Annotated in this window: 19 protein-coding genes; 5 read left to right on the top strand and 14 right to left on the bottom strand. The window is 66.2% G+C overall.

Features of this window, described 5'->3' with window-relative positions; all coding sequences use genetic code 11:
• Positions 1-7: 7 nt before the first annotated feature.
• The 4 genes from BSZ40_RS11445 to BSZ40_RS01390 all read right to left on the bottom strand — a co-directional run bounded on the left by BSZ40_RS11445 (position 8) and on the right by BSZ40_RS01390 (position 5,459).
• Positions 8-553 carry a hypothetical protein gene (locus BSZ40_RS11445; protein WP_073822542.1) on the bottom strand — a complete coding sequence of 182 codons (546 nt, stop codon included), beginning with the start codon at positions 551-553 and terminating at the stop codon, positions 8-10.
• 109 nt (positions 554-662) lie between these two features.
• A complete protein-coding gene (locus BSZ40_RS01400) occupies positions 663-1,850 on the bottom strand; it encodes an acetate/propionate family kinase (RefSeq protein ID WP_073822541.1) in 1,188 nt (395 codons plus the stop codon).
• A 57-nt stretch (positions 1,851-1,907) separates the two neighbouring features.
• Positions 1,908-3,965: a phosphate acetyltransferase gene (gene pta, locus BSZ40_RS01395; protein WP_073822539.1), complete on the bottom strand. Its 2,058-nt coding sequence runs from the start codon at positions 3,963-3,965 to the stop codon at positions 1,908-1,910.
• 105 nt (positions 3,966-4,070) lie between these two features.
• Positions 4,071-5,459: a class II fumarate hydratase gene (locus BSZ40_RS01390; protein ID WP_073822538.1), complete on the bottom strand. Its 1,389-nt coding sequence runs from the start codon at positions 5,457-5,459 to the stop codon at positions 4,071-4,073.
• A gap of 213 nt (positions 5,460-5,672) precedes the next feature.
• Here BSZ40_RS01390 and BSZ40_RS01385 point away from each other — a divergent pair, with 213 nt between their 5' ends.
• Positions 5,673-7,370, top strand: coding sequence for a fumarate hydratase (locus BSZ40_RS01385; protein ID WP_073822536.1), 1,698 nt, complete (start codon positions 5,673-5,675; stop codon positions 7,368-7,370).
• A gap of 237 nt (positions 7,371-7,607) precedes the next feature.
• On the opposite strand, the gene BSZ40_RS01380 is transcribed toward BSZ40_RS01385, so the two are convergent.
• From BSZ40_RS01380 to BSZ40_RS01370, 3 genes are all read right to left on the bottom strand, one after another.
• Entirely contained in the window at positions 7,608-8,558 is a 951-nt protein-coding gene (locus BSZ40_RS01380; RefSeq protein WP_245793751.1) for a DUF3800 domain-containing protein, read from the bottom strand.
• 406 nt (positions 8,559-8,964) lie between these two features.
• Positions 8,965-9,231 carry an HPr family phosphocarrier protein gene (locus tag BSZ40_RS01375; RefSeq protein ID WP_073822534.1) on the bottom strand — a complete coding sequence of 89 codons (267 nt, stop codon included), beginning with the start codon at positions 9,229-9,231 and terminating at the stop codon, positions 8,965-8,967.
• A 199-nt stretch (positions 9,232-9,430) separates the two neighbouring features.
• Complete coding sequence (locus BSZ40_RS01370) at positions 9,431-10,552, bottom strand: GuaB3 family IMP dehydrogenase-related protein (RefSeq protein WP_073822532.1); 1,122 nt, start codon at positions 10,550-10,552, stop codon at positions 9,431-9,433.
• Between the two features lie 60 nt (positions 10,553-10,612).
• Between BSZ40_RS01370 and BSZ40_RS01365 the strand changes: the two genes are divergently transcribed.
• Positions 10,613-11,305 (top strand): exonuclease domain-containing protein, encoded by a 693-nt coding sequence (locus tag BSZ40_RS01365; protein ID WP_073822530.1) that lies wholly within the window; start codon positions 10,613-10,615, stop codon positions 11,303-11,305.
• Between the two features lie 384 nt (positions 11,306-11,689).
• Positions 11,690-11,875, top strand: coding sequence for a hypothetical protein (locus BSZ40_RS01360; RefSeq protein WP_073822528.1), 186 nt, complete (start codon positions 11,690-11,692; stop codon positions 11,873-11,875).
• A gap of 21 nt (positions 11,876-11,896) precedes the next feature.
• Here the strand turns inward: BSZ40_RS01360 and guaB are convergent, their stop codons facing one another.
• On the bottom strand, positions 11,897-13,411 hold the full coding sequence (gene guaB, locus BSZ40_RS01355; protein ID WP_073822527.1) for an IMP dehydrogenase: 1,515 nt from the start codon (positions 13,409-13,411) through the stop codon (positions 11,897-11,899).
• 76 nt (positions 13,412-13,487) lie between these two features.
• Entirely contained in the window at positions 13,488-13,784 is a 297-nt protein-coding gene (groES, locus tag BSZ40_RS01350; RefSeq protein WP_073822525.1) for a co-chaperone GroES, read from the bottom strand.
• 198 nt (positions 13,785-13,982) lie between these two features.
• On the opposite strand from groES, the gene BSZ40_RS01345 reads away from it, so the two are divergent.
• A complete protein-coding gene (locus tag BSZ40_RS01345; protein ID WP_073822524.1) occupies positions 13,983-15,203 on the top strand; it encodes a class I SAM-dependent methyltransferase in 1,221 nt (406 codons plus the stop codon).
• A gap of 9 nt (positions 15,204-15,212) precedes the next feature.
• Positions 15,213-16,412 carry a glutamate--cysteine ligase gene (locus BSZ40_RS01340; protein WP_084542523.1) on the top strand — a complete coding sequence of 400 codons (1,200 nt, stop codon included), beginning with the start codon at positions 15,213-15,215 and terminating at the stop codon, positions 16,410-16,412.
• A 66-nt stretch (positions 16,413-16,478) separates the two neighbouring features.
• Here BSZ40_RS01340 and tsaD read toward each other — a convergent pair whose 3' ends face one another.
• The 5 genes from tsaD to BSZ40_RS01315 form a co-directional block, all read right to left on the bottom strand.
• Positions 16,479-17,519 (bottom strand): tRNA (adenosine(37)-N6)-threonylcarbamoyltransferase complex transferase subunit TsaD, encoded by a 1,041-nt coding sequence (tsaD, locus tag BSZ40_RS01335; protein WP_073822522.1) that lies wholly within the window; start codon positions 17,517-17,519, stop codon positions 16,479-16,481.
• A 131-nt stretch (positions 17,520-17,650) separates the two neighbouring features.
• Positions 17,651-18,664: a hypothetical protein gene (locus BSZ40_RS01330; protein WP_073822520.1), complete on the bottom strand. Its 1,014-nt coding sequence runs from the start codon at positions 18,662-18,664 to the stop codon at positions 17,651-17,653.
• A 183-nt stretch (positions 18,665-18,847) separates the two neighbouring features.
• Positions 18,848-19,888, bottom strand: a complete 1,041-nt coding sequence (locus BSZ40_RS01325; protein ID WP_073822519.1) for a proline racemase family protein — start codon at positions 19,886-19,888, stop codon at positions 18,848-18,850.
• A 251-nt stretch (positions 19,889-20,139) separates the two neighbouring features.
• Positions 20,140-20,415, bottom strand: coding sequence for a hypothetical protein (locus BSZ40_RS01320; protein WP_073822517.1), 276 nt, complete (start codon positions 20,413-20,415; stop codon positions 20,140-20,142).
• Positions 20,415-21,173 (bottom strand): RelA/SpoT domain-containing protein, encoded by a 759-nt coding sequence (locus BSZ40_RS01315; protein WP_143180838.1) that lies wholly within the window; start codon positions 21,171-21,173, stop codon positions 20,415-20,417. The genes BSZ40_RS01320 and BSZ40_RS01315 overlap by 1 nt, the downstream gene beginning before the upstream one ends.
• Positions 21,174-21,391 lie beyond the last annotated feature (218 nt).

The following is a 21,391-nucleotide window of genomic DNA, read 5'->3' as shown; positions in this document are numbered from 1 at the left end:
ACCCGGCCTAGTCCAGCTCGAAGCTGGCGATTTGTCGCCCGAATACCTCGCGCTGTTGGGCGAGGTCGAGCCGCAGCTTGGTGTAGGCCAGGTAGTCGCGCTGCCCGTAGCGTTCGGCGCTGACCTCGCTTTCGATCCCGCCGACGTAGCAGCGCAGGGCCGCGTAGGCCAGTTCGTCGCCGGGCTGCAGGTGTCGGTCGGTCTCACCGACCGCTGCCACCACCTCGCCCACACCTACCTCTTCCACGAAGATCTGGTTGAGGTTGCCCTCGTCGTCGGGCAGGGCGAAGCGGGCGCGCGGGCGCAACAACTCCGGGTTGAGGGCGTCCACGAAGTAGACCGGCTGGTAGAGGCAGACCTCGTCGAGGTAGTGGTCAAACTCAAGCCACGAGTCCGGGTCGTCTAGGCCCGCTATCTGCCATTCCTCCCAGTAGTAGTGGGTTTGATCGTCCTCGTCCCACTGCCGCAGCAACACCCCGCCACGCACCTTCAGGGTCCGAGGCCCCACCGTCAGCTCCTCGCCGGGCACCACCTGGGCGCGAAACCTCGTCATTTCTGCCTCCTTGTCGCCGCCAGCCTACCGCCGGTGGGCCCGCGGCCAAGACACGGCGGGCGGGGCAATTTCCGCTGCCCCGCCCGCCGTGTCGCCCACCGGCCGCGCCCTACACCCCGAGCAGCTCCACTGCCTGCCGGGCGATGGCCAGCTCCTCGTTGGTGGGCACTACCAAGACGGTGACCGCCGAGTCCGGGGCCGAGATGATCCGCGGCTCCTTGGACCGCTCCGCATTCTTTTCCGCGTCCAACTTCACCCCGAACGGCGCCAGGCGCTCGCATACGCGCGCCCGCAGGCGCCCCTCGTTCTCACCGATCCCGGCAGTGAAGGTCACGGCGTCCAGCCCGCCCATGACCGCGGCATAGCCACCGATGTACTTCAGCAGTCGGTGCACGTAGACGTCCATGGCGTCGGCCGCGTTGCGGTCCCCCGCCTCGATCAGCTTGAAGACCTCCCGCATGTCATTGTGCCCGGTCATGCCCTTCATGCCCGAGGCCCGGTTGAACAGGTGGTCGATCTCGTCGATCGACATGCCCGCCACTCGCGCCAAGTGGAAGACAGCCGCCGGGTCAATGTCTCCGGTGCGGCCCCCCATTACCAGGCCCTCCAGCGGGGTCAATCCCATCGAGGTGTCCACGGCGTGCCCGGCCACCACCGCCGACGCGCTGGCCCCGTTGCCCAGGTGCAAGACCACCTGCTTAAGATCCTCGCGCCCCAGGAACTCGCTCACCTTGCCCGAGACGTACTGGTGAGAGGTGCCGTGCGCCCCGTAGCGGCGGATGGCGTACTTCTCCGCCGTGTCCTTGTCCAACGCGTAGCGGGCCGCCTCCTCTGGCAGTCCCTGGAAGAACGCGGTGTCGAAGACCGCCACGTGCGGAATATCGGCCATCAGTTCTCGGGCCACCTCAATGCCCTTCAAGTGGGCCGGATTGTGCAGCGGCCCCAGCGGCACCAGTTCCTCAATCAACGCCACCACGGCGTCGTCGATCACGGCCGGTCCCGCGAAGTGCTTGCCCCCCTGCACTACCCGGTGACCCACAGCCACAATATGCGTCTCGGCGAGGTTCGGCCCCTCGGACTCGAACAGCTCCAGCACGCGGGTCAGCCCCACCCCGTGATCCGGGACCGGGCCGAGCACCTCCTTCACCTGCCCGGCGTGCTGGTGCTCGATCCGGCCGGTTTCCTCCCCGATGCGCTCCACCAGCCCGGCGGCCAACGCCTGCCCGCTGTCGGGGTCCACGAGCTGGTACTTGATAGACGAAGACCCCGAGTTGATGACGAGGACAGTACGTGACATGGGGATTGAGCTCCTTTAGTGTGCGAGATGGATGAGCGCCGCTGCCTGGGCGGCAGGTCAGCGGGACTGGGCCTGGACGGCGGTGATAACCACCGTGTTGATGATGTCGTCGACGAGGGCCCCGCGCGACAAGTCGTTGACCGGCTTGTTCAAGCCCTGCAGCACCGGGCCGACGGCGATCGCCCCGGAGGAGCGCTGCACCGCCTTGTAGCCGATGTTGCCGGTGTTGAGGTCCGGGAAGATGAAGACGGTGGCCCGCCCGGCGACGTCGGAGTCGGGCAGCTTGACCTTGGCCACGGCCGCGTCCACGGCGGCGTCGTACTGGATCGGCCCCTCCACGCTCAGCTCGGGTGCCCGCTCGCGCACCAGGCGAGTGGCCTCCCGCACCTTGTCCACGTCCGCCCCCGAACCGGATTCGCCGGTGGAGTACGACAACATGGCCACGCGCGGATCCACCCCGAACATGCGGGCCGTGGCCGCCGAGGAAATCGCGATGTCAGCCAGTTGCTCGGCCGTCGGGTCCGGGTTAACGGCGCAGTCCCCGTAAACAATGACCTGGTCGCGCATCAGCATCAGGAACACCGAGGAGACGATCGAGGTGCCCGGCTTGGTCTTGATGATCTGGAAGCTCGGCAGGATCGTGTGGGCGGTGGTGTGGGCCGCGCCGGAGACCATGCCGTCGGCGTCACCCATGTGCACCATCATGGTGCCGAAGTAGGACACGTCCTGCACGATCTCGCGGGCCTGCTCCAGGGTCACACCCTTCTTTTCCCGCAGCCGCGCGAACTCGGCGGCGTAACGCTCCAGGTAAGTCTCGTCGCTGGTGGAGATCACACGCGCGGCAGCAATGTCCAACCCCAACTCGGCGGCCCGTGCCCGCACCGCCGCCTCGTCGCCCAACAGGATCAGGTCGGCCACCTTCCGCGCCAACACGACGGAGGCGGCCCGCAGCACGCGGTCGTCTTCCGGTTCGGGCAGCACGATGGTCTTCCGCTCGGCCCGCGCCCGGTCGGCCAGGCGGGCCTGGAACATGAGCGGGGTGACCACCTCGGTGCGCGGGATGTCCAACGCCTCGATGATCTTGTTGACGTCGAGGTGTTCCTCCATGGTGGACAGCGCCAGCTCGATCTTGCGGGTGGAGGCGGCAGTAATCACACCGCGCAGGTCGTTGAGGGCATCGGCGGTCTCCCAGGTGGCCAGCTCAGTGGTGATGACCGGCAGGGACGAACCGAGGCCCTCCACCAGTTTGATGGTTTGGGCGCTGGGGAGGAAGCCACCGTTCAGCACGATGCCGGCCAGCGACGGGAAGTTTTCCGCCTGGTGCGCCAGCAGCAGGGTGGTCAGCATCGACGACCGGTCCCCGGCGGCGATAGCCACCTGTCCGTCGCGGATACGCTCCAGTACGTGCTCCGGCGACATCGCACACACGAGCACCGATTCGGCTTCCCGGTGCAACAGCTCGGCATCCCCCGCGAAAAGCGAGCCTTCGACGGCCCGCATGACGTCGGCCAGGCTGGGGGCGGCCAGCAGCGGAATGTCGGGCAGCACCGTCGCGTAGGTCTCTAGCGGTGCCAGGGCCGCCCGCACGGCCTCACCCTGCCCCTCCGCTACCCGGTTAACGAGAATCGCCCCGGTGAACGCGTGCTCACCGGAGATCTCCTTCATCGACAGCTCCGCCGACTGGGCGATCTCCTCCGGGGTCCGCTCATGCCCGGAGAGCACGAGAAGCACCGGCACCCCCAGGTTGGCCGCCACCCGCGCGTTGTAGGAGTGCTCGTCGCCCCCCGGCACGTCGGAGTAGTCCGAGCCGTCAACCACCACCACGTCGCAGTCACGCTCCAGGTCGCGGAACTTGTCAACAATCTGCGCCAGGGCCGCGTCCGGGTCGGCGTGCAGCGCCTCGTAAGTGACCCCGACATAGCGGGAACGCTCCAGGTTGCCGCCCGCGTGCGAGACGAGCAGATCGAGAGTGGGATCGTTGTCGATGTCCTTAACCACCGGCCGGAAGACGCCGACATTCGCCACCTCGCGAGCCAGCAGGGTCACGAGCCCCAGGGCGACTGTCGATTTCCCGGTGGCGCCTTCAGGGGAAGTGATGTAGATGCTGCGTGCCACGGGCGGTCCTTTCGCTACGTCGTCGGGCGGGCAATAGCCTTTGGTCCTTGATTGTCGCACCATTTTTCTGGCTCTTGCCCGCCCGCCGCCCGGATGGCAGCTACATCACTGCCCCGTCATGGTGGTCACATCGAGCAGTTCGTCCAGCTGCGCCGCCGTGACTTCGCCCCGCTCCACGTAGCCGAGCGCCTCCACGGCAGCCCGAATCGTGAGGCCTTCCTTGACGGCGTGCTTAGCGATCTTGGCCGCCGCTTCGTAACCAATCACCCGGTTTAGGGGCGTGACGATGGAGGGCGAAGACTCGGCGTAGGTGCGGCACCGGTCGACATTAGCCACGAGTCCATCAACGGTACGCTCCGCCAAGACCCGCGCCACATTGCCGATGATCTCGATGGATTCCAGCAGGTTGCGGGCCATCACCGGCAGCATGACGAGCAGGTCAAAGTTGCCTTGTGCCCCGGCAAACGCGATGGCGGCGTCGTTCCCGATGACCTGGGCGGCCACCATGACAGTGGCCTCGGGCACGACGGGGTTGACCTTGCCGGGCATGATCGAGGAACCGGGCTGCAGATCCGGCAGCGCCACTTCTCCCAGACCAGTGCGCGGCCCGGACCCCATCCAACGCAGATCGTTAGCGATCTTGGTCAGCGACACCGCCACCGTGCGCAAAGCCCCGGAAGTTTCCACCAGCGAGTCCTGAGCGGACTGGGCCTCGAAATGGTTGGGCGCCTCCACGAACGGCAGCTCCGTGTGCTTAGCGATCTCGGCGATAACCCGCGCCGAGAACCCGGGAGGCGTGTTGATACCGGTGCCCACGGCCGTGCCCCCAAGCGGCAGTTCGTACAGGCGCGGCAGCGCGTCGGCCACGCGGGCCAGGCCGTTGCGCACCTGGGTGGCGTAGCCGGAGAACTCCTGGCCGAGGGTGAGCGGGGTGGCGTCCATCAGGTGGGTGCGCCCCGACTTGACGACGTCGGTGAACTCGCTCGCTTTGCGCTCCAGCGACTCCGCCAGCTGCGTCAGGCCCGGCACGAGGGTGGCGCGGATGGCGGCGGCGGCCGCTATGTGGATAGAGGAGGGGAAGACATCGTTGCTGGACTGGGAGGCGTTGACGTGATCGTTGGGGTGGACCGGCTGGCCCGCCGCCCGGCTCGCCAACGTCGCCAGCACCTCGTTCATGTTCATGTTCGAGCTGGTGCCAGAGCCGGTTTGGAACGTGTCAATCGGGAAATGGGCCATGAGGTCCCCCGCAATGACCTCATCGGCGGCGGCGACGATAGCGTCCCGCACCGCGGGCTCGATGACGCCCAACTCGGCATTCACCAGCGCCGCGGCCCGCTTGATCTGGGCCAGGGCCACCACGTGGCTGGGGGCTAGCCCGCGCCCGGAGATGGGAAAGTTCTCCACGGCGCGCTGGGTCTGGGCGGCGTATAGCGCGTCGGCGGGAACCCGCACCTCGCCCATCGTGTCATGCTCAATACGGAATGCCTGTGTCATGTTTCTCCCCTTATTAGGTTTGCCTAATTCTCGCCCGATTGGCGAGCGGACGCAAACCGGCACCGGGCAGCCAAAAGGCGCTCCACAGCAAGGAAACCTCCGGCCGCAGCAGGGGCACCAGGCGGGGCCGGGCACACCGCGCCGCAAGCCCGGTCGTTGGCGGGCCTAAAGTGCGGGGCGAGTCGCCCAGCAAAGTCGCGAAATGGAGTGGATATGGCTGAGTTCCTGTACGAGGACCTCCTCCCCATCGGCCCGGACACCACGCAGTATCGGTGCCTAACCACGCAGGGGGTGAGCGTGGTGACGGGCCCCGACGGCCGTCAGTTCCTGTCCGTGGACCCCGCGGCCCTGCAGCTACTGGCCACCGAAGCCATCCACGACATCTCCCATTACCTGCGCCCCGGCCACCTGCAGCAACTGCGCAACATCTTGGAAGACCCGGAGGCCAGCGACAACGACAAGTTCGTGGCCCTGGACCTGTTGAAGAACGCTCACATCGCCGCCGCCGGAGTGCTGCCCATGTGCCAGGACACCGGCACCGCCATTGTCATGGGCAAGCGCGGCCAGCACGTCCTGACGGCGGGGCCCGACGAGTTGCACCTGTCGCGCGGCATCGCCGAGGCCTACACCAAACTCAATCTGCGTTACTCCCAAAACGCCCCCCTCACCACCTGGGAGGAGCGCAACACCGGCACCAACCTGCCCGCCCAGATCGAGCTGTACGCCGACACCGCCCCCGGCCACGAGCTCACCTACAAGTTCCTGTTCATGGCGAAGGGGGGCGGCAGCGCCAACAAGTCCTACCTCTTCCAGGAAACCAAGGCGATCTTGAACCCGGAAAGCATGATGCAGTTCCTGGAGGCCAAGATCCGTTCGCTGGGCACCGCCGCCTGCCCGCCCTACCACCTGGCCATCGTCATCGGCGGCACCAGCGCCGAGTTCGCCCTCAAGACCGCCAAGTACGCCTCGGCCCGCTACCTGGATTCGCTGCCGACGGCGGGCTCCATGGCCGGGCACGGCTTCCGCGACACGGAGCTGGAGGCCGAAGTACTGGAGCTGACCCGCAAGATCGGCATCGGTGCCCAGTTCGGCGGCAAGTACTTCTGCCACGACGTGCGCGTCATTCGCCTGCCGCGCCACGGCGCGTCCCTGCCGGTAGCGATCGCCGTGTCTTGCTCTGCCGATCGCCAGGCGCTAGCCAAGATCACCCCCGAGGGTGTGTTCTTGGAGCAGCTGGAGTTCGACCCGGGCCAGTACCTGCCCGCCACCACGGACGCTGAACTGGATGCAGCCACCGACGGGGTTACGGGCACCGGGAAGGGGGCGGCCGTCAAGATCGACCTGACCCGTCCCATGGACGAGATCCGCGCCGAACTCAGCAAGTATCCGATCAAGACCCGCCTGTCCCTGACCGGCCCGCTCATCGTGGCGCGCGACATCGCCCACGCCAAGATCCGCGAGCGCCTGGAGGCCGGGGAGGAGATGCCGCAGTATCTGAAAGACCACCCGGTCTACTATGCCGGCCCGGCCAAGACCCCCGAGGGGATGGCTTCGGGTTCGTTCGGGCCGACAACGGCCGGGCGCATGGATGCCTACGTCGACCAATTCCAGGCGGCGGGCGGTTCCATGATCATGTTGGCCAAGGGCAACCGGTCGCAGGCCGTCACCGATGCCTGCGCCAAGCACGGGGGCTTCTACCTGGGCTCCATCGGCGGCCCGGCGGCGCGCCTGGCGCAGGACTGCATCAAGAAGGTCGAGGTGGTGGAGTACCCCGAGCTGGGCATGGAGGCCATCTGGCGCATCGAGGTGGAGGACTTCCCGGCGTTCATCGTGGTGGATGACAAGGGCAACGACTTCTTCGCCCACACCGGGGAGGTGACGCTGACGATCGGCAAGCGCCCCGGCCTGTAGCCCGCACTGGGGCCCGCGGCTGCGCGGGGCCCAGCATGGTCGGCCCGCCCTAACTGACCACCAGGAAAGCACAGGCGCCATATACGCCGGATAGCCCCCACTGGTAGCCAGTTAGGGCGGTGCTTTGCCCCGGCAGGCGGCGCCCTGCCACTGGTAGCCAGTTAGGGCGGTGCTTTGCCCCGGCAGGCGGCGGGCAAACAGTTGGGGCCCGGGCAAGCGCCCGGGCCCCGCCCTTCTTTAAGATTTCGTCTTCTCGGACTGGGCAGCCTCCGCCATTCGGCGCATTTTTGTACTCATTGCTGGATCTATGACCTCATGCACCCTCATCCCAGTTCTAGAAGCACCATAGATCCTCCGCGTGTTTGCAAATATTTCAGCACCGTGCAGTTCCACAGCCCGTCTAGGAAGATGCAATTTTGATTCGTGTGTGAACATTCTCTCAGGCAGCCGAACCCCGCCCCTTGAAAGCGTGACCCATTCATGTTTGGATTCTTTTACGAGCTGGTAGTCCACTGCCCGCGAAACAATAGCCGCAATCCAATCAGCCATCTGAATATTCGCACATAACAGCGAATCTACATGCATAGGCGGTTCTATTATTCTGCGCATCTCATGATGATCCGTAGCCCTCCCAAGGATATGGGCGTACATCTTCTGCAACCTGGCCAGCCGCGTCTTTTCATTAATCTGGTCGATAAGCACGAGAATATTCTCACCTTTTCGCTCAGCATGACGAGCAAGACGATCGAGGGTCTGGGCCATCGCTGCCCCCTCCAACTCCTCCGGGTCTACCCTCGTCTGCTTCGGGGTACCCAGCGGCTTTTCTTCCGCATAATAAAATAGCTCCCCTCCCATTCGGGCTATCGCACTAATAAGACCATTAAACACACGAACATTTTGCGGATAACGATCGACAATCCTGGGACGAAACATGTCCGCACCCTTGATTTCGAACTGCTCCCCCGAACTACCTTTTTCCGGAAACAGCTCACGCTTCTTTGCAGTAAAATGCGCACCAAACTGGCGCACGCGGTCATCGCTCAATACGAAACCAGCGTAGCCAAAGGCAGGACTTGTGTTAAAACGCTTGTGCTCCGGGCCGACATATGCCCCGGGCTCACCTATCTCGCCTATATACGCAAGCAGCATCTTTGCCTCGAAAATTTGCGCAGGGCCCCAAGTAAACACTCAGGGCCCTCGAATCGGTGCTCGGTGAACTGTTTCATCACTAGCTACCGGCACCAAGTCTACGTGCAAGGGAGTGGCGCTGCAAGTCTTCTAAGTCACGCACGATAGTCGCCCACACCGGCGAGGTGACGCTGACCATCGGCAAGCGCCCCGGCCTGTAGCCCGCACTGGGGCCCGCGGCTGCGCGGGGCCCAGCGTGGCCGGCCCGCCCTAACTGACCACCAGGAAAGCACAGGCGCCATATACGCCGGATAGCCCCCACTGGTAGCCAGTTAGGGCGGTGCTTTGCCCCGGCAGGCGGCGCCCTGCCACTGGTAGCCAACTAGGGCGGTGCTTTGCCCCGGCAGGCGGCGGGCAAACAGTTGGGGCCCGGGCAAGCGCCCGGGCCCCAACTTGTGCGTGCGGCTTACGCGTCGAGGTCGGTCTCTAGCAGCTTGACCAGCTCATCGAGGGCCTCCTCAGCGCCCTCGCCTTCGGCGGTCAGCACAACCTTGTCGCCGTGGCCTGCCCCTAGCGTCATGACGCCGAGCACGGACGAGGCGTCCACCGGCTCACCGCCCTCCAGGGCAATTTCGATGTCAAGGTCGTACTCGGAGACCGCGGCCGTGAAAGTGGCGGCGGGGCGGGCGTGCAGCCCGACCTTCGATGCAACGGTGGCAGTGCGCTGTGCCATGTGATTTTGCTCCTGGCTAGTTTTGGCGCCTCTCATGACCATGAGGGACACCACCGATCTTACCGGCCCTTTACACTTTCCACTCCCAGGAAAGACACAGAAAAGTGGGCGCTTCCTGTCTATTTGGAGACAAGGCAGCGCCCACCCGAGTTTTCACTCAGCTCCGCGCAGGAGCGCGGCGCTCCCGCCCGGGTTCGGCTCAGTTGCGGTACGGGGCCACCACCACGTCTACCCGCTGCAGCTCCTTTAAGTCGCTGTAGCCGGTGGAGGCCATGGTCTTGCGCAGTGCCCCCGCCAGGTTCAGCGTGCCGTCGGGCGAGGTGGCCGGACCAAGCAGAATCTGCTCCAGGGTGCCTACCGTGCCCACGTGCACCCGCTCGCCGCGCGGCAACCGCGGATGGTGCGCCTCGCTGCCCCAGTGCCAGCCCTGCCCGGGGGCCTCGGTGGCGCGCGCCAGGGCCGCCCCCAGCATGACGGCGTCGGCCCCGCAGGCGATCGCCTTGACGATCTCCCCGGACCGCCCGATGGAACCATCGGCGATCACGTGCACGTAGCGCCCCCCAGACTCGTCCAGGTAGTCCCGGCGGGCGGCGGCGACGTCGGCGATCGCGGTGGCCATCGGCACGTGGATCCCCAGGGCGCGCCGCGTCGTGTGCGCCGCTCCCCCACCGAATCCCACCAGGACCCCAGCGGCCCCGGTGCGCATCAGGTGCAGGGCCGCGGTGTAGGTGGCTACCCCACCCACCACCACCGGCACGTCCAGTTCGTAAATGAAACGCTTGAGGTTCAACGGCTCGGCCTGCGACGAGACGTGTTCGGCGGAGACGGTGGTGCCGCGGATGACGAACAGATCCACGCCGGCGTCGACGACGGTCCGCCAGTTCTCTTGCGTCAACTGCGGCGAGAGCTTGCCAGCCACCGTCACCCCCGCCGCCCGGATTTCCTGCAGGCGGGCGTGGATCAGTTCCGGTTTGATGGGCTCCTGGTAGATCTGCTGCAGGCGCTGGGTGGCGTCCGCGGGGGCGAGCTGCGCGATCTCCGCCAACAGATCCGACGGGTCAGCGTAGCGGGTCCACAGCCCCTCCAGGTCCAGTACCCCGATGCCGCCCAGCCGCCCCACCTCGATGGCGGTGGCCGGGGACATGACCGAGTCCATCGGGGCCGCCATGATCGGCAGCTGCACGTGGTAGGCGTCGATCTGCCACGTCAAGGAGACATCTCCCGGGTCGCGGGTGCGGCGGGAGGGAACGACGGCGATGTCGTCGAAGGAGTAGGCGCGGCGGCCGCGTTTACCGCGACCGATCTCAATCTCGTAGCTCACGCGCCCAGCCTACCGATGTAGGTGGCGGGTGGCACGATAGAGCTCGGAAAGGACGAACGTATGTGGACTACTGGCCTTTGGGTGGGCTTCGATACGGAAACCACGGGGGTGGACGTGGCGGCAGACCGCATCGTCACGGCAGCGCTCGTGCAGCGCGCGCCGGGCGTCGCCGAGACCACCGCTACCTGGCTCATTGATCCCGGGGTGGAGATCCCGCCAGCCGCAGCTGCGGTGCACGGCATCACTACCGAACATGCTCGCGTGCACGGGGTCGCGCCCGCCGCCGCGCTGGAGGAGATCGCGCAAGCACTGACCGCGGCACTGGCAAACGGCGCTTGGCTAGTGGCGTTCAACGCCGCCTTCGACCTGCGGATCCTGCGACACGAGTTGACGCGCCATGGCCTGGCCCCGCTAGAGGAACGTCTCGGCGGTCCGCTGCGGCGGGTGCTCGATCCGCTCGTCCTCGACCGGGCGGTGGACCGCTGGCGCAAAGGCAAGCGCACCCTGGGAGTCTTGACGCAGCATTACCAGGTGCCGGTGGACGAAAATCTGCATTCCGCCGACGTCGACGTGCGAGCCACCCTCGATGTCCTGGCAGCTTTGGTGCACGCCCACCCGCAGGTGTCCGAGCTCTCCGACGACGAGCTCTTCGCCTGGCAGGCCGCCGCCCACCGCCAATGGGCCGAGAGCTTCAACGCCTGGCGCGCCCGGCGCCAGCTGCCCGGCCCGGGCGCCGACCCGCAGTGGCCGTAGGGTCAGGCCGTAAGATGAGCCGATCAGTCCCCCTGCGAAAGACGATGCCATGCTGCGGCTGCCCGCTCCCGCCCCCGCGTCCTCCCCGTTATTGAGCTTTGCAATGGGCAACATCTGCGGGCTGGCAGGCCTCTGGCAGATCGGCTCACCCACCCCCGGCTTGACCTTTGGTTGGGCCATCGCGGCCCTGTTTGCCTACTGGCGGGCTTACCGGGACCTGCGCGGCCCGCTGCGCCGCCGCGCCCAACTAGGGGCGGGGGGCGCGGCGCGCGCAAGCACCCCCCGCCCGCCGCGACCGGGTGGCAGCACCCCAGCCGCTCCCCGTCCGCGCCCCGCGGCAGCGAAAAGAACGCGCCGCACCGGGAAGCGTAAAGGAGGCCGCCGATGAGCGGGCCCGATCCTGCCGCCCGGCTCCGCCGCACCTGGCTACTGCTCGCCGGCGCGGTGCTGCTGTGGTGTGCGCTGGCCCTGTGGCAACTGCTGGCGGGCCACACCCCGCGCGCGCTCTTTGCGGGGGGCTTTGCTGCTCTCACCGCGTTGACCGCGTTGGGGCTGGCGCCACGCGACTAGGCGCGGCGCCAGCCTCCCCCGTCAGCCGCGCCCCGTGTAGTTGGGGGCCTCGACGGTGATCTGCACGTCGTGCGGATGCGACTCCTTCAACCCTGCCGGGGTGATGCGCACGAAGCGCCCGCGCGCCTTCAGCTCTTCGATCGTGCGGGCCCCCGTGTAGAACATCGACTGGTGCAAGCCGCCCACCAGCTGGTTCATGACGGCGCGCAGCGTGCCCGAGTAGGGCACCTGGCCCTCGATACCTTCGGGGACGATCTTGTCATCGGAGTCCACATCGGCCTGGAAGTAGCGGTCCTTGGAGTAGGACTTGCGGCCGCGCGACGTCATCGCCCCCAGCGACCCCATCCCCCGGTACTGCTTGTACTGCTTGCCGTTGGTGAACACCAGCTGCCCGGGCGACTCCTCGCACCCGGCCAGCAAGGAACCAAACATCACGGTGTCCGCCCCGGCCACCAAGGCCTTGGCGATGTCGCCGGAGTACTGCAGGCCACCGTCGGCGATCAGAGGCACCCCAGCCGGGCCACAAGCCAGGGCCGCCAGCTGGATGGCGGTAATCTGCGGCACTCCGACGCCGGCCACCACGCGGGTGGTGCAGATCGATCCGGGCCCGACCCCGGCCTTGACCGCGTCGACGCCCGCGTCGATGAGGGCCTGGGCCCCCTCCGTGGTGGCCACGTTGCCGCCCACCACCTGCACGCGCGCGAACTGCGGGTCGGCCTTGATGCGGCGGATCATGTCCAGCGCCAACTGGGCGCCCCCGTTGGCGGTGTCCACCACCAGCACATCGACTCCCGCCTCCGCGAGCGCCACGGCCCGCTCCCAGGAGTCCCCCCAGTAGCCGACAGCGGCCCCCGCCAGCAGCCGCCCCTCGGCGTCCTTGGCGGCATCGGGGTACTTCTCGGACTTTACAAAGTCCTTGACGGTGATCAGGCCTCGCAGGTGTCCGGCCTCGTCGACGATGGGCAGTTTCTCGATGCGGTTTTCCGCCAGCAGTCGCTTGGCCTCATCGTGCGATACGCCGACGGGAGCCGTCACCAGCGGCATCGGGGTCATGCAGTCCCGCACCCGCTTCGCGGCCCACTCTTCGGCGGGCACAAACCGCAGGTCGCGATTGGTGATGATGCCGATGAGGATCTCGTTTTCGTCCACCACCGGCAGGCCGGAGACCCGGTAGTGCCCGCACAGTTCGTCCAGCTCCGCGATGGTGGCATCGGGCCCGACCGTCACCGGGTCGGTGACCATACCCGATTCGGAACGCTTGACCTGCCGCACCTGTTGGGCCTGTTCTTCGATAGACAGGTTGCGGTGCAAAATGCCGATTCCCCCCTGGCGGGCCATGGCGATGGCCATGCGGGACTCGGTGACGGTGTCCATCGCCGCCGACAGCATCGGAATATTCAGCTCGATCTGCTTAGTCAGCCGCGTGCGCGTGGAGACTTCCGACGGGATCACGTCCGTGATCTCCGGCAGGAGGAGCACGTCATCGTAGGTCAGGCCAGTGATGGGATTGAGGTTGTCACGTGGTGGGAAGCTCATTGGGGGATTCTACGGCCTGCATTGGCCCACAAAAAAGGTGAGGCTGGCCGCGGAGGCCAGCCTCACCCAGACGGATTCAGCGCTCGACGACCGCGAGCAGGTCCCGCACCGACAGGATGAGATATTCCTCCCCCGCGAACTTGACCTCGGTGCCCCCGTACTTGGAGTAGATCACGACATCGCCGACGTTGACGTCAACCGGGACCCGGTTGCCCTTGTCGTCGATGCGGCCGGGGCCGACAGCGATGACGGTGCCCTCCTGCGGCTTCTCCTTGGCGGTGTCGGGGATGTACAGACCCGACGCGGTGGTGACCTCAGCGGTGAGCGCCTTGACGACCACGCGGTCTTCTAGCGGCTTGATGGAGACCGACATGCGGACCCCTCCTTTTCGTGCAGACGGAAGTGCTAGCTCGATCTTCTAGCCGCCGTCGCGGGGGTCGACCAGAGGATCTGGGGCGAGACGTACTCGCACCACTGTGCTGAAGCCTATGGCGCACTTGGCACTCGGTCAAGGCGAGTGCCAAGTGCTGCGCTCTCAGCGCACGCCGCCAGTTCATGCCAGGATTTATTTATGTGCTCCGAACTCAACCCCGGCCTGTTCACCGCCGCCGGCCAGGCTCTGCTGGCCTCACTCCCCCCTTATTCCGCCCTGGATGCCGACGTCCTGAGCCGGAAACTGCGCGCACACGGCCTGCCCGCGCCCCTGGTGGCCAGTGCGCTCACCCAATCCCGCCTGCGGGCCGCCGCGGTGCCCAAATTTGGTTCCTTCGCTGCCCGCATGCTGTTCACTGAGGCGGGTCTACAACAAGCCACACGGCTAGAGGTGGCCGCCCATCACGCCAAACGGTTTCGCGAGGCGGGCTGCACACACATCGCCGACCTCGGCTGCGGGCTCGGCGGGGACTCGCTAGCACTAGCCTCCCTTGATCTGCAGGTCACGGCCGTCGAGCAGGACACCGCTACCGCCGCCTGCGCCACCGTTAACCTCACTCCCCTCCCGCGCGTGCGGGTGCTGCATGCCGACGCCACCACCCTCGACCTAGCCTCCCTCGGCGTCGACGGCATCTTCGCTGACCCGGCGCGCCGCTCCGGCTCCTCGCGCCTGTCCCGTCCCGAGGACTGGGCCCCCTCCCTGGACACGGTGTTGGGCTGGCGGCGCACGGTACCCGCCCTCGGGGTAAAAGTGGCTCCCGGTATCGACCTCAATCTGCTGCCCCCCGACTCGCTGGTGCAGTGGGCGTCAGTGGGCGGCGAGGTGGTGGAGGCGATGATCTGGTGTGGACCGCTGGCCCCCCACCCGGGCCGCTCCGCCCTCGTCATCGACAACCAGTCCACCGCACGGGTGCTGACCGACCCCACAAACCGCGATCCCAGTTTGGAACACACCCAGGTCGAGGCCGGTCCACTCGGCCGCTACATTTTCGAACCAGACGGGGCGGTCATACGCGCCGGGATGGTGGCGTACCTCGCCGAGCAGCTCACCGCCCATCCGGTCTCGGACAAAATCGCCTACCTCACCGGCGACACGCTGCCCCCCTCCCACCTGCGTCCCTTCCTGCACACCTACCGGGTGCAGGAAGTGCTGCCGCTGCAAAACGCGACCCTTAAGAAATGGGTGCGCGACAACGCGATCGGCGAGCTCGAGATCAAAAAACGCGGGGCAGACATTGACCCCTCCTCCCTACGGGAGGCTCTGCGACCCCGCGGCCAAAATCGGGTAACGTTAATCGCCACTCGCCTCCAAGGACGCCACCGCGCCGTTATCGTTCAACCGGAAACAGACCCGGCGTAAGGAGACCTCATGGCCATGAACTTCGCCAGTTCGCAACGCTCCACCATCGGCATCGAGTGGGAACTGCAGCTCATCGACCAGGACTCCGGCGATCTCCGCCAATGCGCGCAAGCCGTCACGGAGGCGGTCTGCCCGCCCGGGGCCGCCAAGCACCCCTTCATCCACCCCGAGATGTTGCAAAACACCGTCGAGGTCGTCTCCGGGGCGCGGCGCACCGTCGGGCAGTGCGGGGAAGACATTCGGGCCGCCGTGGCCGAGGTACGGCGGGTGACCGATCCGCTGCGGGTGGAGCTGGCGTCGGCGGGCTCCCACCCGTTCGCCCAACCCGCCTACCAGCTGGTGACCAACAAGGAACGCTACGCCGAACTGGTCAAGCGGACCCAATACTGGGGACGACAGATGCTGCTGTACGGGGTGCACGTGCACGTGGGGGTGGAAGACCGCCGCAAGGTGCTGCCCCTCATGCGAGCGCTGCTGACCCGGTTCGCGCAGCTGCAGTCGGTGGCGGCCTCCTCGCCGTTCTGGGCGGGCAAGGCCACCGGGTACGCCTCCAACCGGGCGATGGTCTTTCAGCAACTGCCCACTGCCGGCACCCCCGAACAGTTCGACACCTGGGAGCAGCTAGAGCGCTACGAACGGGACATGCTGCACACCGGTGTCATCGAGGGCTTCGACGAGATCCGCTGGGATATCCGCCCCTCCCCCCGTCTGGGCACCATTGAGGTGCGGGTGTGCGACGCGGCCACCAACATTCAGGAGGTCCTCGCCATTTCGGCCCTCACCCACTGCCTGGTCGAAGATTTCTCCTCCCGCCTGGATGCTGGCCAAACCCTGCCGGTGCTGCCGCCTTGGTTTGTGGCCGAAAACAAGTGGCGCTCGGCCCGCTACGGCATGGAAGCCATCCTCATTCTCGACGAGGAGGGCAACGAAGAGCTGGTCAGCGACACCCTGGCGCAGATGCTGCTGGACCTCGCGCCAGTGGCCGAGCGGCTGGGATGCAGCCAGGAGCTGGCCTGGATGCGGGACATCTTCACTTTCGGGGCGTCCTACGAGCGGCAGTTGGCCGTCATGGAAGCCAACGGCGGAAACCTGGAGCGCGTCGTGGATTCCCTGGTGGCCGAAATGAAAGCCGACCGCCCCCTCGATCCGCGGCAGTTCGCCTCCGCCGCCGACGCCACCCGTTTCGAGGGCACCGGCAAGGTCCGGTAAGCCTGCACCGCTTGCCTAGACGCTGAGCACCTCCGCGTGTTGCAGCGCGCAGGAGGTCTCGTCTGCCTAGACGCTGAGCACCTCCAGCGGCAGCGACGAGTCCGGCCCGAAGTCGGGGGCGGAGGGCGCCACTCCGGCCCGCACTAGGGCGGCGCCGAGCGCGGCAATCTGGGCCCCGTTGTCGGTGCAGTAACGCAAGGGCGGCAGGCGCACCTCCACCCCGGCGGCCGCGCCACGTTCGGCGGCCAGCTGGCGCAGCCGCGAGTTCGCCGAAAAGCCCCCGCCAATGACGAGGGTGTCTGCCCCCAGCCGTCGGCAGGCCGCGAAGGCTTTCGCTGTCAGGACGTCGTTGATCGCCTCGGAAAAACCGGCGCAGATGTCGTCCACCGGCACCTGGTCCCCCGTCGCCGTCAAGGCCTCCAAATGGCGGGCGACGGCCGTCTTTAGGCCGGAGAAGGAGAAGTCGTAGGGGTGGGCGGCCACGTGCTTACCGGTGGTCAGGCCGCGCGGGAAATGGATGGCGTCCTTATCACCGGCCTGGGCGTGGCGGTCGACGTGCGGGCCGCCCGGGTAGGGCAGGCCCAGCAGCCGCCCCACCTTGTCGAAGGCCTCCCCGGCGGCGTCGTCCAAGGTGCCGCCCAGTTCGACGACGTCGGTGGCCAGGTCACGCAAGTGCAGCAGGTTCGTGTGCCCGCCGGAGACGATAAGGCCCACGGCACCCGCCGGGAGCGGGCCGTCGACCAGTTCGTCCACCGCTAGGTGCCCGATAACGTGGTTGACCCCGTACAGCGGCTTGTCGAGCGCCAGCGCCAGGGCCTTGGCCGCGCACACCCCAACGGTCAGCGAACCAACCAGGCCCGGCCCGGCGGCCACCGCGATCGCGTCAACCTCCGCCAGGCTCACCCCCGCCTGTGCCAGGGCCGCTTGCAGCGTCGGCTGCATGGCCTCCAGGTGGGCGCGCGAGGCAATCTCCGGAATGATGCCGCCGTAGCGGGCGTGCTCGTCCATGGAGGAGGCAGTCACGTCAGCTAACAGGGTCCGCCCCCGCACCAGGGCCACACCTGTTTCGTCACAGGTTGATTCGATACCAAGGATGAGGGGTTCCACGCCCCCCAGCCTATAGCGCCAACTCTCTTCCCCGCGACCGGCTCCTTGTCAGGGCGGTAGGCCGGGCGGGCCCCAGATCCCACCCGACCTACCTGGCGGCGGCCAGCGTCACGCTCGCCGCTTGGTCTTCGCTAGTGCCCCTGGCGTCGTCGCAGCTGGAGCAGGCCTGCGCCGAGCAGACTCGCCGCCAGGGCACCGCCCGCCAGCAATGGCGCGTTGGCACCAGTGCGGGCCAGCTGACCGCCAGGGGCGGCGGGAGTCGCACGGGGCGGCGGGGCGGATGTTGGTCCGGGCGTGGCGGGCTGCGGCGCGGTGGCACTGGCGGAGGGCTGTGGCGTTGAGGTGGGGATAGTCGTCGGACTGGGCTGCGGTGCCGACGTCGGGATAGCCGTCACACTGGGCTGCGGTGCGGGTGTCGGAGGGGCAGTGGCACCGCCGCTCGGCCCCGGGCTGGGGGCGGCCCCGGGCTTCGCTTTGACGATGACAGTGCCGGAGGCATATTTGACGCCGTCACCGAACACGTCGAACTGGAACTCCCCTACCCGCGGGGCTTGACCGGAAATCAGGTTGGTCTGCTTGTCCCAGGTCAACCAGTCCGGCAAGGCGGGGATGGTGACGGGGAAAGGATCGCGGCCTTTTGCGTCGACCAGCAGTTGCATAGCGACCTGCTCCCCGACGAAAACTTCGACGCGGGCGTCGGTCAAAGTGATGGTGGGGGCGGGCAACCGGTAGGTGGCGACCGTCATCTCACACAGATCCACCAAGCCTTGGTCAGTGACCATGATGCGAATGACGGTCAGCGGCACATCAACCGTGCCGTCCACCCGGATTATGCGAGTGGCGGGATCCCAGGTCACGCCAGCGGGCAGCTGCGACGTGATGGTGATACCGGTAGTCATTGGCTGCCCGGCTCCGTCAATGGCGATTACTTCGCTTTCAGCGGGAGTGCCAACCGGGGTGTAGATGCTGTCGGCCCGGCAGACCGGGGCGCCGCGGGGAGCGTCCACCGGCTGGGTGTGGCCGAGGGGTATCTCGTCCCCAACTGCCGCGGGGACAGCAAAGGCGGCAGCAGGCCCACCCGCGAGGGCCGCCAGGGCGAGGGCACCACCAATGCCTACTGCCCAAAATGCCTGAAAGGTTTTCACTATTTACTCCGTGTAGCGATGCCAGGTTCGGGAATACCGCGAACGTTTGGCAGACTACCGCAGCAATTCCCCGGGGTCATTAATGATTTTCGCTACATTCGCCAGGAAGCCTGTTAAGGCAACAAAAACCGAGTCCCGGATTTTCGACCGCGCAACTATTGCGATTTAAATCAACTGCCGGGGTCAAGCGAGCTGAAAGCCGTGGCGCAACGGATCGTGCGGGTCGAGCACCAAGCGCCCGAAACCTGTCACGTATGCTGCCCCTGTGATGCGGGGCACGATAGCAGCGTGCTCCCCGACGGCCGTCTCTGCCAATATCTCACCGCGCAAGCGGGTCCCGATGACACTCTCATGCACGAAGCTGTCTCCCGTCCGCAACTGCCCCTGCACGTGCAGCAGCGCCAGTCGGGCGCAGGTACCGGTCCCGCAGGGGGAACGGTCCACCTGCCCTGCCCCAAAGACCACCACATTGCAACAGTCCGCCCCAATTGCATGCGGTTCTTCGTAAATCTCCACCAAATCTACGCGATTAATATGCGGCAGCTGCGGGTGCCGCACCGTCACCTCCGCATTAATGACATCCCGTAGTTCTAGGGCCAGCTCCGTTATGTGCGGCAGCTGCGACGGTTGCACCTGCACCCCCAATTCGCTGGCCCGCACGAGAGCAAAGAAACTGCCCCCAAAGGCGATATCCACCTCCACCTTTTTCCCGGCCACCTCCACGTGCACAGCAGTGGCGTACACGAAGGACGGTACGTTGACGAAGGAGACCTCGCGCACCACCCCGCCGACAGCATGGGCCTCCGTATGCACCAAGCCCGCCGGGGTGTCCAGCACCACCTTGGTAAGGTTGCCCTGCGAGCGCACCAGCCCTGAGTGGAGAGCAGCCGTGACGGTGCCTATCGTGCCGTGCCCGCACATGTTGAGGTAGCCACCGCCGTCCATGAAGATCACGCCGAGATCGGCCTCCGGCAGGGTCGGCTCCATGACGAGCGCCCCGAACATGTCCCGGTGTCCGCGCGGTTCGAGCATCACCGCAGTACGTAGGTGATCCAGGCGGCGGGACAGATCGGCGCGCCGCAGCGCCATCGTCTCCCCGCGCACGGGCGGAAAGCCGCCCACCAGCACCCGCGTCGGGCCACCCGCGGTGTGCGTATCGATGGTCCGCAGGACCCGTGGCGTATTTTCGGCGGCGTGCAAGGCAACCCCTCCCAGCGGCGTCATTGGGCGGAAAGACTCCTCCACGGTACCGCATTCCCACATAAGTTGAGTGGCTTGCATCACGTCAATTTATGTCAGTTCATCGCGGAGCGAACCGTTGGGCCGCACTAGCGCCCCCGCGCCCGCGTGGCACGGACCTCACACGGGCCCCAGCCCAGCGCGTGGTGAAACTGGCGCCTAGACCCCCGCGCGGTCGCGCGACGGGACAGGAAGGGCGGGGAGCACGCTGACATGCCCCCTGCCCACCCGTCTCCTCAGACTTGGAAGCCCTCCAACAGCACCTCCAGCACATCCGGGCTGCGCAGTCGGGCTGCTGCTCCGTCACGGTAGGCCGAGTGCAGCCGCCAAACCGTCTCAATGTCGCGGGCACCGATCAGGACGATGTCCATATGCGGCTGCCCGTCGAACTCCCGTTCCTTGGCACGGTAGGCCTCAGCCGCCTCGGTGGCGTCTTGGTATTCCCGCTGCTCCAGCAGGCGGTCGGTTTCACGGTCGTACACGAGTAGGAAGTGCTTCAACGATACACTCATCATCGCCCTCCTTGTCGACGCGTTGCCGGGACAGCGTACTTGAGCATGCTCCCCATGACAAGCGTGAGCTCATCGCTGAAGATCTCAAGCTCAACATCCTCATTTTCTGCCCGCCAGGAAATATCCGACAGTTCACGGAAGTGCTCATACACTCCACCAGCCCCGTCCTGTTTATAGTTACATCCAGCAACCTCCGTCACACGCTCCACAAGGTTTGCCCACACATGCATGAGGACGGTGCGCAGCTGGATCTCTACCAGCCTTTCAAATCCGAAAGAATCAGCACTTTTCACAATCACGTGTACCGCCCGATACCCGCTCAGGCGCGGATTAGTCACATAGTCATCCAGCTTCCACACCCGCCCATCCCAAGCCCGGCAGACCTCCTCCCGCAGTCGATACAGTTCAGGCAAACCCCCTAGGACCACCATCCGACAGCCTGCAATGTCCTGCAGGCGCGACAGATCGGCCCCCGTTTCCCTCTCGACCAACTTGCCCACAATCGTTTCCATGCGCTTTAGCCGTCGAGTTATTTCAATACTAAACGGCATATTTTCAGCCACAAGATGAAGGTGCTCGTACACTGAACTCAAGAGAGGATTGAAAGATTTACGATATTTATCTATCCTTTCTTTTACATCCTCGAACTCTTCCGCAGTTAACTCCCAGCAGCATGCTTCCGCAATTTGCTCCCCAGCTTGCGCACCCCGCTCTTGCTCCAGCACACCTTTGTCGATCCCATACAGGCATGCTCTCACACAGTCGCCCCCTCATCCCTGCCCGCACAGGAAATGTGGAAACAGAACAACCAGCTCCGCTAGCGCCTCTGCGGAGCCTCACCCAGCCCCGCTGGCCCACCGTTGACTCGCTACTCGCCTCGACCCGGGCTGACCGTCATGCCCTTAGTGCACCATCATGCTCTTAAAACACCGAATTAAGGGCATGATGGTGCGCCAAGGACATGGTGGTGCCACAA

This window comes from Buchananella hordeovulneris (assembly GCF_001907235.1).
Classification (GTDB): Bacteria; Actinomycetota; Actinomycetes; order Actinomycetales; family Actinomycetaceae; genus Buchananella; species Buchananella hordeovulneris.
Note: the sequence above shows the minus strand (reverse complement) of the source record. Positions and strands in the feature narration are given on the sequence as shown.

Bases quoted from the DNA above. Each gene is read 5' to 3' on its own strand.
- BSZ40_RS01320 (WP_073822517.1), bottom strand. From the start codon at position 20,415: ATGAGTGTATCGTTGAAGCACTTCCTACTCGTGTACGACCGTGAAACC.
- BSZ40_RS11445 (WP_073822542.1), bottom strand. From the start codon at position 553: ATGACGAGGTTTCGCGCCCAGGTGGTGCCCGGCGAGGAGCTGACGGTG.
- guaB (WP_073822527.1), bottom strand. From the start codon at position 13,411: ATGAGCTTCCCACCACGTGACAACCTCAATCCCATCACTGGCCTGACC.
- BSZ40_RS01325 (WP_073822519.1), bottom strand. From the start codon at position 19,888: ATGACGCCGCTGGGAGGGGTTGCCTTGCACGCCGCCGAAAATACGCCA.
- BSZ40_RS01345 (WP_073822524.1), top strand. From the start codon at position 13,983: ATGTGCTCCGAACTCAACCCCGGCCTGTTCACCGCCGCCGGCCAGGCT.
- groES (WP_073822525.1), bottom strand. From the start codon at position 13,784: ATGTCGGTCTCCATCAAGCCGCTAGAAGACCGCGTGGTCGTCAAGGCG.
- BSZ40_RS01375 (WP_073822534.1), bottom strand. From the start codon at position 9,231: ATGGCACAGCGCACTGCCACCGTTGCATCGAAGGTCGGGCTGCACGCC.
- BSZ40_RS01400 (WP_073822541.1), bottom strand. From the start codon at position 1,850: ATGTCACGTACTGTCCTCGTCATCAACTCGGGGTCTTCGTCTATCAAG.
- BSZ40_RS01360 (WP_073822528.1), top strand. From the start codon at position 11,690: ATGAGCGGGCCCGATCCTGCCGCCCGGCTCCGCCGCACCTGGCTACTG.
- BSZ40_RS01365 (WP_073822530.1), top strand. From the start codon at position 10,613: ATGTGGACTACTGGCCTTTGGGTGGGCTTCGATACGGAAACCACGGGG.
- BSZ40_RS01340 (WP_084542523.1), top strand. From the start codon at position 15,213: ATGGCCATGAACTTCGCCAGTTCGCAACGCTCCACCATCGGCATCGAG.
- BSZ40_RS01385 (WP_073822536.1), top strand. From the start codon at position 5,673: ATGGCTGAGTTCCTGTACGAGGACCTCCTCCCCATCGGCCCGGACACC.
- BSZ40_RS01390 (WP_073822538.1), bottom strand. From the start codon at position 5,459: ATGACACAGGCATTCCGTATTGAGCATGACACGATGGGCGAGGTGCGG.